At 70.3% G+C, this 13,505-nt stretch carries 13 protein-coding genes; 6 read left to right on the top strand and 7 right to left on the bottom strand.

Annotated features, from left to right (window positions below; genetic code table 11):
• Positions 1-5: 5 nt before the first annotated feature.
• On the bottom strand, positions 6-431 hold the full coding sequence (locus tag ACF059_RS30740) for a DUF4259 domain-containing protein (protein WP_392063607.1): 426 nt from the start codon (positions 429-431) through the stop codon (positions 6-8).
• A gap of 327 nt (positions 432-758) precedes the next feature.
• Between ACF059_RS30740 and ACF059_RS30735 the strand changes: the two genes are divergently transcribed.
• On the top strand, positions 759-1,139 hold the full coding sequence (locus ACF059_RS30735; protein ID WP_392063604.1) for a DUF6461 domain-containing protein: 381 nt from the start codon (positions 759-761) through the stop codon (positions 1,137-1,139).
• Between the two features lie 935 nt (positions 1,140-2,074).
• Here the strand turns inward: ACF059_RS30735 and ACF059_RS30730 are convergent.
• From ACF059_RS30730 to ACF059_RS30715, 4 genes are all read right to left on the bottom strand, one after another.
• Positions 2,075-3,175 carry a diiron oxygenase gene (locus tag ACF059_RS30730; protein ID WP_392063601.1) on the bottom strand — a complete coding sequence of 367 codons (1,101 nt, stop codon included), beginning with the start codon at positions 3,173-3,175 and terminating at the stop codon, positions 2,075-2,077.
• Between the two features lie 35 nt (positions 3,176-3,210).
• Entirely contained in the window at positions 3,211-4,431 is a 1,221-nt protein-coding gene (locus ACF059_RS30725; RefSeq protein WP_392063598.1) for a beta-ketoacyl-[acyl-carrier-protein] synthase family protein, read from the bottom strand.
• Positions 4,432-4,436: 5 nt separating this feature from the next.
• Positions 4,437-4,667 carry an acyl carrier protein gene (locus tag ACF059_RS30720; protein ID WP_392063595.1) on the bottom strand — a complete coding sequence of 77 codons (231 nt, stop codon included), beginning with the start codon at positions 4,665-4,667 and terminating at the stop codon, positions 4,437-4,439.
• 153 nt (positions 4,668-4,820) lie between these two features.
• Positions 4,821-6,065 carry a hypothetical protein gene (locus ACF059_RS30715; RefSeq protein ID WP_392063592.1) on the bottom strand — a complete coding sequence of 415 codons (1,245 nt, stop codon included), beginning with the start codon at positions 6,063-6,065 and terminating at the stop codon, positions 4,821-4,823.
• A gap of 223 nt (positions 6,066-6,288) precedes the next feature.
• Between ACF059_RS30715 and ACF059_RS30710 the strand changes: the two genes are divergently transcribed.
• From ACF059_RS30710 to ACF059_RS30700, 3 genes are read left to right on the top strand one after another with little or no spacing between them, the layout of a single operon-like run.
• The gene (locus tag ACF059_RS30710; RefSeq protein WP_392063589.1) at positions 6,289-6,900 is read left to right on the top strand and encodes a DUF6875 domain-containing protein; all 612 of its coding nucleotides are present in this window, start codon (positions 6,289-6,291) and stop codon (positions 6,898-6,900) included.
• A complete protein-coding gene (locus tag ACF059_RS30705; protein ID WP_392063587.1) occupies positions 6,897-8,408 on the top strand; it encodes a pyridoxal phosphate-dependent decarboxylase family protein in 1,512 nt (503 codons plus the stop codon). Before ACF059_RS30710 ends, ACF059_RS30705 begins: the two co-directional genes overlap by 4 nt.
• Before the next feature lie 14 nt (positions 8,409-8,422).
• Complete coding sequence (locus ACF059_RS30700; protein ID WP_392063584.1) at positions 8,423-9,991, top strand: MFS transporter; 1,569 nt, start codon at positions 8,423-8,425, stop codon at positions 9,989-9,991.
• 70 nt (positions 9,992-10,061) lie between these two features.
• On the opposite strand, the gene ACF059_RS30695 is transcribed toward ACF059_RS30700, so the two are convergent.
• Together ACF059_RS30695 and ACF059_RS30690 are read right to left on the bottom strand one after the other, a co-directional pair.
• Positions 10,062-11,240 (bottom strand): hypothetical protein, encoded by a 1,179-nt coding sequence (locus ACF059_RS30695; RefSeq protein WP_392063581.1) that lies wholly within the window; start codon positions 11,238-11,240, stop codon positions 10,062-10,064.
• Between the two features lie 164 nt (positions 11,241-11,404).
• A complete protein-coding gene (locus ACF059_RS30690) occupies positions 11,405-12,028 on the bottom strand; it encodes a hypothetical protein (protein ID WP_392063578.1) in 624 nt (207 codons plus the stop codon).
• A 321-nt stretch (positions 12,029-12,349) separates the two neighbouring features.
• On the opposite strand from ACF059_RS30690, the gene ACF059_RS30685 reads away from it, so the two are divergent.
• Positions 12,350-12,628 (top strand): hypothetical protein, encoded by a 279-nt coding sequence (locus ACF059_RS30685; RefSeq protein WP_392063575.1) that lies wholly within the window; start codon positions 12,350-12,352, stop codon positions 12,626-12,628.
• Positions 12,629-12,831: 203 nt separating this feature from the next.
• Positions 12,832-13,239 (top strand): HEAT repeat domain-containing protein, encoded by a 408-nt coding sequence (locus ACF059_RS30680; protein ID WP_392063936.1) that lies wholly within the window; start codon positions 12,832-12,834, stop codon positions 13,237-13,239.
• Positions 13,240-13,505: the final 266 nt, after the last annotated feature.

The following is a 13,505-nucleotide window of genomic DNA, read 5'->3' as shown; positions in this document are numbered from 1 at the left end:
TGCGGTCAGATAAGGCTGAGCTGTTCTCCGAGCGGCTGCGGCAGGAGCACGTTCTGCAGGCGGCGGACATTCACGCGCCAGGGGCCGCCATCCGATTCCGCCCATAGGTCCACCAGCTCGGACGGTTCGGTCATGACGCGGTCAAGGGCCTGAAGGGCGAGATCGCGAAGGCCGGTGAGATCAGGAAGGGGCTCTTCCGGCCCATAAACGGGATCGGCAGGCTCACCGCCAGGGCATTGCGCGGCCACGAGGGCGGCCGCAGCAACGGCTTGCTCGGATTCGGGTGCTTCGAGATAGCCCACGGTGCCGATCACGCGGGTGAGAATGCCGCGGACGATGCCCTCACGTTCGCCTGCGGCTGCCTCATCAAGGTCGCCGCAGAAGTCCGCTGCGGTGTCGTTATCGAAGGGTCCGACATCCCAAGTGCCCATGGTCTCTCCAGATCGTTCTCGGTCTTGACCGAGGCATCCTGACAGAGCCCACTGACAGCAGCCGCGCAGTCCAAGGGATGTCCGTGAGCCCTCCGGTGTCAGAGACACGAACCAGAATGGACGGCATGACGAAGACCGGAGCGGACTACACGTGGTTCGAGAACGACTTTCCAGACATCGCCGAGGCGTACGCCGAGCTGGTGTCCCGGCTTGCGGGACGACCGGAAGTGCCCCTGCAGGGCATAGCCGCAGTCGTCGACGCCGCCTTCGCCCAGTACGACCTGGAGGAGGGTGACCGTCAGATGGTCGCCAGCACACAGGACGACTGTGGGCGCCTGGACGCTGATGATCGAGCCCAACGGCTACGTCGGAGTCACCGAAGAACGAGCCCTGCCGGCCTCGTCCGGGGCCAGCTGGGTATCTCACTTCGTCAACATCAACGCCGTCGGCACGTTCCTCTGGGCGGAGGACCAGGTCCTGCGGCTCTGCTTCGATCCCCTGTTCCCGGAAGACCGGTGGGGCACCGGACCCGACGAGCTCCTGGACGTCATGGTGCGGATCGGCTTCCACTTCGAGGACGAGTTCCCGGAAACGGATCTGTCCTCACCAGCGGCGTTCGCTCTGGCCGAGCACCTGACCGGCGTGGCCATCACTCCCGCGCTGCTCCAGGACACGACCTTCCTCTGCGCAACTGTCCAGGCCCGATGACATCGCGCGACCGCCCTCCCCTGTGTGGATGGTGGCGCGTTGACGAACATCAGTGAGGCCCACGTGAAGGACCGCTTCCGGATGGACATAGGTGAGGACGGCTGGCCGCCGGCGAGCGTCGAGAGAGACTGTGGTGGTGAACCTCGGCGATGACACGGTGCGGTCCGGGTGGAGATCGACCATGAGAGCGTCCGCCGCGCTGGAGCCTCGGGGAACTGCACGATCCGGCTCATCGTGCTGAAGGACGGCGGCTCGGCCGCTGCCCGGCAGAGCATTCTGGAGATCTTCCACAAGCTCGGCGCTGGGAGGAAGGACGCGTCACCGCTGCCTGGAGGTCCAACGGCCACGGACTGAGCGGCTGCGCGTATGCTCCGGTCCTGCCGGCGCTCGGACCGCGGGCCCTCCCCGCATGCGCGGGGAGCAGATCTGACCGGCCCCGGGGAACCGTGCCGGTACCGGCGCCGCAACGGCGTCGACGGCCAACCCACCGGCTCACGAACCACCGGACCGCCACCACTCGGTACCACAACGCGCCTACGTCTTCCACGGCATCGTCACCACCAGCGCAACCCGGCTTTGGCCCCCGGCCTGAGAAGCCTGCCCTCTCAGCCCCCGAGGAACCACAGGTAGCGATGCTGTCGCTCGGGCGGTCTTCAGTTCGCGGGAGTTGTGCTCGAACCGCCACCGGCCCGCGCCAGCCGGACCAGAGCCTTGGGGGATGTCCGCGGGCAGGTGCGAGATCCAGTACTTCACCGGATCCGCCTCGCCCTCGGGCCGCTGCGCGATCAGCCAGTCCAGCGGAATCTCCCCGTCGGCCACCGGTCTCGCGCGGCGGCCGACGAGGCGGCTCGGCATCCTCACCGTGGGCGGTTTCTCGCTCCTGACCTGCCGAGCAGGGGTCCAAGCCGGGCCTGCTGCCGGTTGGCCCGGCCGGCTCAGCGGGTCGGGGCGATGTCCGCGTCCGCGTATCGGGCGATCGCTTCGATGTCGTGGCGGCGCGCCTCCGTCTCGGCGTCGGTGGCGTCGTCGACGGGGTGGGGAGCCGGGGCGGGGAGGCGTCGGGCGTAGTGGAGCAGGTTGAGAGCTCGCAGGTGCTCGCGCATGTAAGGGCTGAAGAGGCCGACGTCTTGCAGCGAGGGGATCACCTGCCGGAAGACCCTGCGGCGGTGAAGGAGTTCGGGAATGGAGGTACGGGCGGTGACGGCGACGGAGCGGTCGAACCCCAAGGTCTCCCAGACGGGGTCGGCGCCGAATTCCCGTTCGAGGACGCGGCAGCATTCGAGCGCGAAGTCTTCGTGCTGACGCAGCTCGCGGCCACCTGACTGAGCCAGCCGTCGCCGCAGGAGGAGCCTGCCGAAGGCGATGTGGCGCGACTCGTCCCGGGCGACGTACTCGGTGAACGTGCGGCCGAGCGGGTCGGTGAGGCAGCTGCGGTGGGTGTTGAGCATGACCAGGGCCAGGGTTTCCAGGAACAGGCTGGCGATGACGAACAGGTCGGCTTCCGGGGTGCGCAGGGCGTCCTCGAACAGGGCCTGCAGCGGCGCGCACAGCGGGTAGCGGATTCCGATCTTGTCCGTGACCAGCCGGTTGAAGCCTTCGACGTGGCGTGCCTCGTCCATGATCTGGGTGGCGGCGAAGAGCTTGGCGTCGATGTCGTCGACGGTCGTGCACACCCGGGTCAGGCCCATGAGCGCGAACTGTTCGCCGTGGAGCGTCTGGGAGTACGACCACGCCTGGGTGTGACGGCGGACGGTGGCACGGTCGCTCTCAGGGAGCCGCCGCCAGAGTTCGGTGTCGGCGATAGGGATGAAGGTGTCCGGGATGCCGAGGGGGTTGGCGGGGTCGAGTTCGCGGCTCCAGTCCAGGTCGACGGCTGCGTCCCACTGGCGTTCCTTGCCTTGCGCGTACAGGCGCAGCAGCTGCTCGTCGTGGGTGTCGTAGTCCCACTGGAACACGGTGGAGGTGGCGCTCGACACGCTCCAGGTGCCTTGCTGGTCGAAGTGGTCGGCGGGCAGTGGGGGGATGGTGGTGGTCATGGGGTGCTCTTCCTGGGCGTGGCGACGGACTGCGGTCAGGGGCGGCGGAAGGCAAGTGCGGCGTTCTGCCCGCCGAAGGCCGCGGACAGGGTCACGGCGGTACGCGGTGCGCTGGGGCGTGGTACGCCCGCGACGACGTCGAGTTCGACAGCCTCGTCGAGGCAGTCGAGGTTGGCGGTCGGGGGGATCGAGCGGTGGTGCAGGGTCAGGACGGTGAGGGCGGCTTCGATGGCTCCGGCGGCCCCGGCGGCGTGGCCGAGTACGCCCTTGGGGGCGGTCACCGGGGGCCGGTGGGGGAACATCTTGGCGAGGCAGCGGGCTTCGACCGCGTCGTTGAGGGCGGTTCCGGTGCCGTGGGCGTTGACGTGATCGACGTCGGCGGCCGGCCAGTCGGCGTCTTGGAGGGCGGTGCGCAGGGCCAGGGTGATGCCGATGCCGTCGGGGTGGGGAGCGACCGGATGGTAGGCGTCGCTCGCGGCGCCGTATCCGCTGAGATGGGCGAGGACGGGCGCACGGCGCGCGAGGGCATCGCGGTTTCGCTCCAGGACGAGAATGCCGGCGCCCTCCCCCAACACGAAGCCGTCGCGGTCCGCGTCGAAGGGCCGGGAAGCGGCGGCGGGTGCGTGAGTGCGTCGGGAGAGGACACCCATCTGCGAGAAGCACGCCGCCGCGATCGGCACCCGCATGGACTCGGCTCCCCCCGTGATGACGACGTCGGCCGCACCGCAGCGCAGGAGGTCGCGGGCGACGCCGATGGCCACGGTGCCAGAGGCGCACGCGGAGGCCGTGGTGAAGTTGGGTCCGGTCGCGCCCAGGTCGATGGCGACCTCGGCGGCGGCGGTGCTGGTGAGCGAGCGCGGCAGGCTCAGGGGCGGGATGGTGGGGGCGCTGTCGGCGAAGAGCTTGCGGTAGGCCGGGGCGATGCTCTCGAAGTTGGAGCTGCTGCAGCCGAGGACGACGGCGATCCGTTCCGGGGCGGGGCGTTCGGTGTCCAGGCCGGCCATGGCGACCGCTTCGCGGGCCGCCACCACCGCCATCTGGGTGATGACGTCCATGCGGCGCGCCAGGCGCGGGCCGAGGGAGGCGCTGGCGTCGAAGTCGGGGACGGCGCAAGAGATGGCGATGGGCAGTCCGTGGAGGGATGCGTCCTGCGCCGCGGTGGACAGGCCGGCGCACATGGTCGTCCAGGTGGGCAGGCAGCCCACCCCCGCAGCGGTGACCAGGCCCAGCCCGGTCACCGCGACGTCGGTCTCCACGGCGGCTATACCGAGGACTGGGACTGCTGGGCGGCGAACCGCTCGGCGGTCTGTGCCAGTGTCAGGTCCAAGTTGAGTTCCTGGAGGGAGATGCCCGTCTCCTCGGTGACCATGACCGCGAGTTCGACCAGGGTGATGGAGTCCAGTTCGAGCTCGCGGAAGGTCCTTTGCGGAGTGACCAGGGCGGGGTCGATGGAGAGCACTTCGGTGAGGAGTCGGACGAGCCTGTCGTACATGAGCGTGAATGTCCTTTCGTGCCGTGTGAGGTGATCCAACGAAGCACCGTGGTGATCGGTCACTTCTTCGTATCCCGGTCAGCCGATCGAGTGGGCGGCGTTCAAGGGTCCGTTGGCCGTCGTGTGCGCCGGTCAGGGGGCGGGCCGGCCGGGTTACGGGTGGCTGCTGCCGACAGGGGCATGGAGGCGGCGCGTTCCGGCGGCGGCGCGCAGGACGTCGTGAATCTCCTCACGGAGATTGCGCATGAGGTCGTCGCCGTACCACTGCCGGAAATAGGGCAGGGCGATGTGCAGTCGGCCGGCGGCGAGTGAGGTCGCGGCCAGGGGGACGGGAGCGGGCACGAGGGGCAGACCGGTGGGGGGTGCGGTCGCCCGGTGCGGGTGGCGTGAGGTTCCCAGCTCGGTCACACCAATGCTGATGGGCAGGGGGGCTGCTTCCACGAGCCTGGGCAGGGCCAGGATCTCGCGCTCCAATCCGCCGTCGAGCACTGCCTGCGCGAGCTGGCGGCTGATCTCCTGGCCTGCGGCCAGAGGGTCGGCGTCGGCCGTCAGCTCCAGCACCGCGTGGTGACCGGAGGAGGCGAAGCACTGGGTACCGGGCGCGATGCGCAGCCTGCGCCGCATGTCGACCGGCATGTGGCACACCGACGGCACGCGCTGCCCGCTCCGGTGGCCGGACAGGCGCCGTACCGCGATGGTCGCCGCAGCGCACACCAGGGCGTGCAACGACACGTGGAGGGAGCGGGCGGCGTTGAGGAGCCCCGCGGTGCTTGCCTGATCCGCGACCACGCTGCCGACGGCGAAACCGGCCCGGCCCACACCGGAGCGGTGGGGCAACTGCGCTACGTCGGCGCTGCGCGCCAGGGCGTGGCGGCGGTTCGCGTAGCGGGCGAGCTCGTCCTCGGGGTGGGGTCGGCGGTCGATCAGCTGCTCGATCGGCGGCGGCACCGGGAGGGCCGGGGCGCTGTGCGTGTCGCGCGGCGCGTCGGGGGCGGTCGCGCGGGCGGCGGCCCGTAGAGCGGCCAGTTCGGTGGCGAAGGCCCGCGCGCTCTGCCCGTCCGCGATGGCGTGGTGCAGGCTCACCACCAAGGTGTCACCCGGATGGCCGGGGAGGACGGCGGCGTGGACGAGGCCGGGCTCGGCGGTGATGGACGCACGGGTCAGCTCTTCCTCCAGTGAGGTGCCGGCCGGACGGACGGCGACGAGCGGCTCCGTGCCGAGCGGCCGGAACTCCCCTCCTCCGGGGCTCTGTGCGATGCGCGCACCGAGGAGGGGGTGGCGTCGCACCATGCGGGCCAGCGCGCTGCCCAGGCCCTGTGCGTCGACGCCTCCGGGCGCGGTGTACCAGAACGCGAGGCGGATGCCGCCGGGCACGAAGAGCCATTCGCTGGTGGACAAGGGGCGCAGGGTCTGCATGTCTCTCTCGGCAGGGTGGGTGCACGAGCCCGGGGTGAGCACGCTGCGTGTTTGATTCGCTACTGTACGGGATCAAGGTCATTTTCGGTCCCGCCCCGTAAGGAGCCCGATGCCAGGGCAAACCCCGGCTACGCATGTGGTGTTACATCCCCCGCAGTCCCCCTCTTCGACCTGCCAGGATGCTGCCGCGGAGACGGTCCGGGCGGTGTGGGCTTGGGCCCACGCCTATCTGTGCCAGCCGCACCCCGCCCTGGGGCGACGCGGTCCGGTCTGCCCGTACGTGCCGGCCTCCATCGACGGCGGCCGGTTCCACGTGGCCTCCTACCGGGGCCCGGGTGACGCACGAGCGGTGCACCGGGCCATTGACGAGTGCCTGCTGATACTGCTCGAGGCGTCAACTCCCGGCCAGCTCAAGACGTCCGCACCCAGCCCGCTCAAGGCGTCCACGCCCGGCCCCCACGCGGCTGGGCGCGAGGTCTCCCCCGTCCACACCACCGTGCTCCTGACCTTCCCCTACCTTCCGCTCGACGACGCGTGCGCCTTGGTGGAGGACGTCCAGCGCGCCGCCAAGACGTCCCTGGCCCGCCGCGGTCTGATGATCGGCGAATTCCACCCCGGTCCCCCGCCCGCGCCCGGACTGCACAATCCGCTCTTCAGGCCGTTCGACTGCCCGGCCCCCCTCCTGGCGTTGCGGCACATGCTCGCCGCGGACGAACCCTTCATGCGGGACCACCCCGACCACAGGGCGGCCTACGACCACCACTTCCCCTCCGCCGGCGACCGCCGGCGATCCGACCGTACGGGAGTGCCGGCATGAGCCCCGCCATGTCCGCGGAGGAGTTCCGCGCCCACGCCCACAAGGCCGTCGACTGGCTCGCCGACTACTGGGACACCGTCCACACCCTCCCGGTACAGCCCTCCGTCCGGCCCGGCGACACGACCCGGCGGCTACCCGCCACCGCACCCGAGCGGCCGGAAGACTTCGCCCAGGTCCTGAAGGACTTGGACGGCATCCTCGTCCCCGGTCTGACGCACTGGCAGCACCCGTCCTTCTTCGGCTACTTCCCGGCCAACACCTCCGGCCCCTCCGTCCTCGGCGACATCCTGGCCGCCGGCCTCAACGTCCAGGGCATGCTGTGGTCCACCGGGCCCGCCGCCACCGAACTCGAAACCACCGCCTGCGAGTGGCTGCGCGTCCTGCTCGACCTCCCGGCCGTCTTCCAGGGCAACGCCGTCCTCCACGACACCGCCACCTCCTCCTGCCTCATGGCGATGACGGCCGCCCTCAACCGGGCCGGCGGCAGCGGCTGGCGCACCGACGGAGACACCACCCCCTACACCTGCTACACCTCCGAGCAGGCGAACGTCATGGTGCAACGGGTATGCCGCACCGTCGGCATCGGTGACCGTCGGCTGCGCCGGGTGCCGACCGCCACCGACACCCTCGCCATGCGGCCCGACGCGCTCCTGCACGCCATCCAGGAGGACCTGGCCAACGGACTGACTCCCCTGGCCGTCATCGCCACCGTCGGCACCACCTCCACCTGCGCCATCGATCCCCTGCCGGCCATCGCCGACATCTGCCGACGCCACGGCATCTGGCTGCACGTCGACGCCGCCTACGCCGGAGCCGCAGCCGTCTGCCCCGAACACCGGTGGATCAACGACGGGGCCCGCCACGCGGACAGCTACAGCACCAGCCCGCACAAGTGGCTCCTCACCGGCTTCGACTGCTCCGTTCTCTGGCTCGCCGACCCGTCCTTCCTCCTCCAATCCACCTCCACCGCGGCCGACTACCTCGCCACCGACCCCGACCGCCACCGCGATCTGGGCAACTGGCAGCTGCCACTCGGCCGGCGCCTGCGCGCCCTCAAACTGTGGTCCGTCCTGCGCTGCCACGGCCAAGAGGGGCTGCGCGAACACATCCGCCGCAGCGTCGCCCACGCCCGGCACTTCACCGACCTGGTGACCCAGGACGAGCGGTTCGAACTCGCCGCACCCCCAAGGCTGGGGCTGGTCTGCTTCCGTCTGCGCTCCGAAACCCACACGCGCGATCTGATCGAGCGCCTCAACGCCTCCGGACGCCTCTTCCTCAGCGCCACCCGCATCCACGGCACGACCGCCGCCCGCCTGGCTACGGGAGGCACCTTGACCCGCGATCACCACGTAGAGGAGGCATGGCACCGCATCCGCGTCACGGCCGACGCACTGTGCACTCCACCGGGGCGCCGGCCGCCGCAGGCGAGGGGGGCGGGGCCGGCATCCGCCCCGGTCCCGTCCGTCGACTCCCCCGCGATCCGCAGCACCGTCGACACCACACCCTGAGGCCCCGATCCCCCATGGAACACCAGCCCCTCACGCTCCCGCGCCGCTACGCCGCCACCGCCGTCGTCTGCTCAGGCTTCTTCCTCCTCGGCCTGGACCTGACCGTCCTCAACGTCGCCATCCCGGACATCCAGCGCCGCCTCGAACCCTCCATCGCCCAGGTGCAGTGGATCATCGACGGCTACGCACTGGTCCTGGGCGGCACCGTCCTGGCCCTCGGGGCCGCCACCGACCGGATCGGCCGCCGCCGGGCCTTCGTCATCGGCCTCGCGCTCTGCGGGGCGACCGGTGTCATCGGCGCCGTCGCGTCGAACCCCGCACAGATCATCGCCGCGCGCTGCGGGATGGGCGCCGGCGCCGCGCTCCTGATGCCCGCGACCCTGTCGGTGGTCACCGACCTGTTCCCGGAACCGGCCCTACGCCGACGGGCCATCGCCCTCTGGGCAGCCGTGGGCAGTGCCGGAGGCATCGCCGGGCCGCTGATCGGCGGCCGGCTGGTCGAGGACTTCTCCTGGCGGGCCGGCTTCTGGATCAACCTGCCCGTGGCAGCCGTCGTCATCGCCCTGGCGATGCGGCTGGTACCGGAATCCAGGGCCGCCCGGCCGGCCCGTATCGACGTGCCCGGCGCCATGCTGTCCACCGGCGGGCTGCTCGCCCTGGTGTGGGCCATCATCGAAGCCCCTGCCCGCGGCTGGGCGAGCGGCCCCGTGATCACCGGTTACACCGTGGCGGCGCTCCTGCTGTGCGCTTTCGTCACCCACCAGAGCCGCGCTGCGGAGCCGATGCTGCCGCTGCGGCTCCTCGCCACCGGGCGCATCCGCGCCGGCGCGTGCGCGCTGGCCGTCACGTCGTTCGGCGTCGCCGGGGCGCTGTTCATGATGACGCTCTACCTGCAGACCATCCTCGGCTACAGCCCGTGGCAGGCCGGCCTGCACACGCTGCCGCTCCTGGCAGCCCTCGGGGTCGGCGCCGTTCTCGCGCTTCCGCTGCTCGCCCGCGGCGACGAACTCGTCCCGATCACCCTCGGACTGGCACTCATGACCGCCGCCTTCGCCGTCATGGCCGGTACCGGTACCACCTCCGCCTACCCGCGCCTCGCGCTCTTCCAGGTCATCGCCGGCCTCGCCACCGGTCTGGTCGCCGCCTCGGGCACCGAGGCCGTCATGAAGGCGGTCCCCTCACACCAGACCGGCCTCGGATCGGCCATCAACGACGCCAGCCGCCAGATCGGCTCTTCACTGGGAGTCGCCGTCCAGGGTTCCCTCCTCACCACCGTGTTCACCAGCCACGTCGAGACCCTCGCCGGCGCCGGCCACCTTCCTCCCGACGCCCTCCATCACCTGGCCGCCGGTACCGTGCGCGGCGCCCGGCCCGACGGCGACGCCGAACCGCTCCGCGAAGGCCTGGTCACCACCGCTCAGCAGGCATTCATCGATGGCATGACCTCCGCCGCCACTGCCGCGGGAGCCGTTACCCTTGCCGCCACCCTGGCCGCCGCCTACGTCCTCATCCGCTCGAACCGGCCCGAGGAGCAGGACAAACCGGCTCTGAGGCCGCACGCCATGACGCCTGCTGACGGTTGAGGCTCGCAGGGCCGCGGGGCGCCGCGGAGGAAGAGGTCCGACCCGCTCGGTGGGCGGCGTACCCCCGGGACTACAGCTTGTCCAACTGGGCGGCGTAGGGCAGCCATTCCGGAGCCGTCAGGTCGAACAAGCTCTCCTTGTTCTCGAAGAACACGACACATCGAGCCCCCTTACGGTGGACCGTGATGCGCTCGTAGGTGGTGCGGGACATGGTCTCCTGCCACAGCTTCAGGTCGTAGGCGACCGCGTTCTTGTACGGGTCCCAGGTGATGGTCTCGACTTTCCGGACATCGCGGTCGTCGTTCACGTACTGCGCATGGGGGTCGAAGCGGAACGCCGTGCAGGTTTCGAGGGCTACGCCGAGCCGATCGAATACGCCCTGCGCCGTCCTTTCGTCCGCGTACTCCCGCAAGCCCATGTAAGCCTGCCCCTTCCCCCGCGTCTCCTTGAGCTCCCGAAGCTGCGCGACCTCGACCGGCTTGGCCAGCGACTGCGGCTCTTCGTTCAGTACGTCGATGAGCGGGCCGCAGCCCTTGTCGTCCGTGCGCGCGGCACGCCACCCGGCGTAGGCGGGGCCACTTGCCGCGGTAGCCGGCTCGACGGTCCATTGGGTCCTGTCCGTCTTCGCGACCTCGGCCGTCGTGATGGCCGCTTCCTCCAAGGGCAGCCCGCTGCCGTTCGCCTTCGCCTTCGCCTGGCTGGGGGTGGCGGTGGGGGGCAGCGCTGTAGAGGACGCCCCGCTCGACGGTGATCCGGCGGGCTGCGGGTCCGGCCTCGCGCTGCCCGACACGAGGCGCGTCCCTCCGTAGATCGCCGAGCCGACGACCGCGACCAAAGCGATCGCCGCCAGCGCCAGGGCTGCCCAGCCGCTCATCGACGAAGGCCTGTTGACGGTCACCGGACCGAGCGTGATCAGCGATCGTGACACGCGAGCGTTGTCGCTGATCATGATGCCCGTGTTGATGACCGTCGTATCCGTTCGTACCTTCATCGAGAGCCAGCGCTCCAAGCCCGGGTCGTCGGCAAGCTCCTGCTGGAGCACCCGCTCCGCCTCGCCCCGAGCCTCTGCATCACGTGGGGCGGCCTCCAGCTCCGCCAGCGCGAGGCGCCCCCGTTCGGAGCTGCCCAGGCGCTCCCGCATGACCCGCACGACCTCCGAACCCGCCTGCGTTCCGACGGCGCTTCCCGCACCCGTCATGGCCGCCACGAGAACGGCAACAGCTTGAGCGGCAAGATCCCCCGCCTCCATGACACCCCCCATCCGGTCTCCCCCGTAGATCTGGAACCCGTGTTGTTCCCACGCACCTTGAGGAACACACCGTTCCGGGAAGCAGTCCGCAACAAGCCCCTTCAGGGAGGCTGACGGCGGCGCAGGCTACGGGAAGGGGAAGCGAACTGCCGGAGCACTCCGGCTCATCGATCCCTCAGGCCCGGACCGTCCGGCGTAACGGCGTCGGCGGAGGCGTAGAGGAAGACCAGGAGCTCCCCGTACGCCTCGCTGCCGGCTCCCGCCGCCTCCGACGCGTGCTGCGGCGTTTCCGTTGCATGGTCGGTCGCGTGCAGCCAGTCCAATACCGCGCCGAACTGCGACACCAACGCTCCACTTGCCGCTTGAGCCGCATGCGCCATCTGGTCCGGCCCTTCCACGTAGACGACACTCATCAGCCGGTTGAGCGCGCGCTGATGAGCCCGCGCCTCGTTCCAGAGGCGGCGGGCGGCTTGACGGCGCTCTTCGCGTTCCTCTGGTGGGTCGCTCGCCTCGATGCCTCCGAGTTTGACGGCTGCTTCGCTGAGCGTGCCGTGTACCAGGCTCCAGTGCTCGGCGAAGGCCACATAGGCTGCCTTTCGTGACTCCCGGAGGGAGCGAGCGCGGTCGGCCTCTATCTGGAGGCGTGCCTGTCCCATCAGGGCCGCGGACTGCAATTCGGCTTGCTTCTCTGCCTTCCTGCCGGTGATCCACGCCGATGCCGTGGCGCCAAGGGCGCCGACAGCAGCGCCGATCACTCCGCCGAGGAGTCCTGCGAGTCCTGAGTCCATGGCGCGAGGATAGGTCTGATCCGGCCTCCGCCGGGCTGGCCGCCCGGACCTCTCCCGCCGACGCCCGGCGCTGCCTAATGCGCCGTCGTCACGGCACGCGAGATCACACGCCTTCACGACAGTTCGGAGCCGTGCGGGCGGGTCCACGCCGGAGGACATGGGCCGACTGCACGGAACTGACTGTGGTCCCGGCGGTGGTACGGGAGTCGGCCCCTGGGAGCTGCACACAGCATCAGCAGCCCTGGCCCACCGTCTGCCGCCGGCTGGTAAGGAGCCGAAATCGCGTGGAGTTGGTTGAGGACCCGCTGCGAGAATTGCGGCATGCACAGCCCCACCGTGAAAGAGCTCCTCACCAACGTCGGCGGACTGACCGCCGAGCGCGCACAGCGGATCGGCGCTCGGATCGACGCCTGCCGGCAACTGCTGGATGCGTCCGCCGACATGGACGCCGTCCAGCAGTACCTGAAGGATGACGATGTCGGCACGGTGGAAGCAGTCCTCATCACCACCAGGCTGCTCCCTGAGGGGCACCCCAGCAGGCTGCGCGCCGCGCGGGAGATCGTGGAATGCAGTCCCGCCCGAAGGCATGGGGATTCTTGAGCACGATCGTGAAGCCGGATGGCGGCCGGGCTCGGCCGGTGGAGCGCTGCTCGGCAGCCGGTCTGCGGCAGCCTCGGCCGGCAGCGACCGGGGGGACGGGGTAGGCCCTCGAAGACTTCGTCGGCGCTGGGCTCGTACGCCGACCTCCGGGCGGTCATCGGGCTGCTGCCGCTCGGGCATGAGACTGTTTGGTCGTGCCAGAGATGATGAGCGAGCTGGAAAACGCCTTGGCTGAGGCGTCATCTCCTGCGTGGGCGCAGCGTGTTCGTGCGGGGCGCGCCCTTGCTTCGTTCGCTGATGTTCCTGAGGCTGCGGAAGCGCTGATGGGACTGCTGCAGGACGCCGAGGACACGGCGGTGACCCGGCAGACGGCAGAGGCTTTGGCCCGGGCGGGGACGGTGGCCGCCGTGAGGCTCATCGCTCTCGCGGTTGCCGAGGCTGATGACAACCGAGCCGACTGGCTGCAGACCGGGGTGCAGGACGCGATGGTGGTACTGGGCGGTGTGCCGGACGTCGCGGCGGCCTGCGGGAAGCTCGCCCGGGATCCGGAAGGAGCGGTCCGTCGGGGGGCCGCGGATATCTCGGCATGGGCAGACGGCACTAGGTGTTGATCTGCATCGACCCGCCTGTGGCCAGTCCGTACAGCCGTTGCCTGGAGGACGTGTGGCTCGTAGAACGGGGCGTCGCGGAGCATGGCGAACATGTGGGTTCTCGCACAGATTCAGCGGAGCCATCGCGGAGACCAACGCAGTCGTTTGAGAGGGTACGCACCCTGGTTGCTCGGCGTGAGCGCTCACCTCATACCCTCCGCACATGACGGCTGATCCGCTTTAGTGCCGCTGCGTCCTCTGCCCGCGCCATGCACTGGCCGCAGCAA

This window comes from Streptomyces sp. NPDC016562 (assembly GCF_043076955.1).
In the GTDB taxonomy this organism is placed as follows: Bacteria; Actinomycetota; Actinomycetes; order Streptomycetales; family Streptomycetaceae; genus Streptomyces.
Note: the sequence above shows the minus strand (reverse complement) of the source record. Positions and strands in the feature narration are given on the sequence as shown.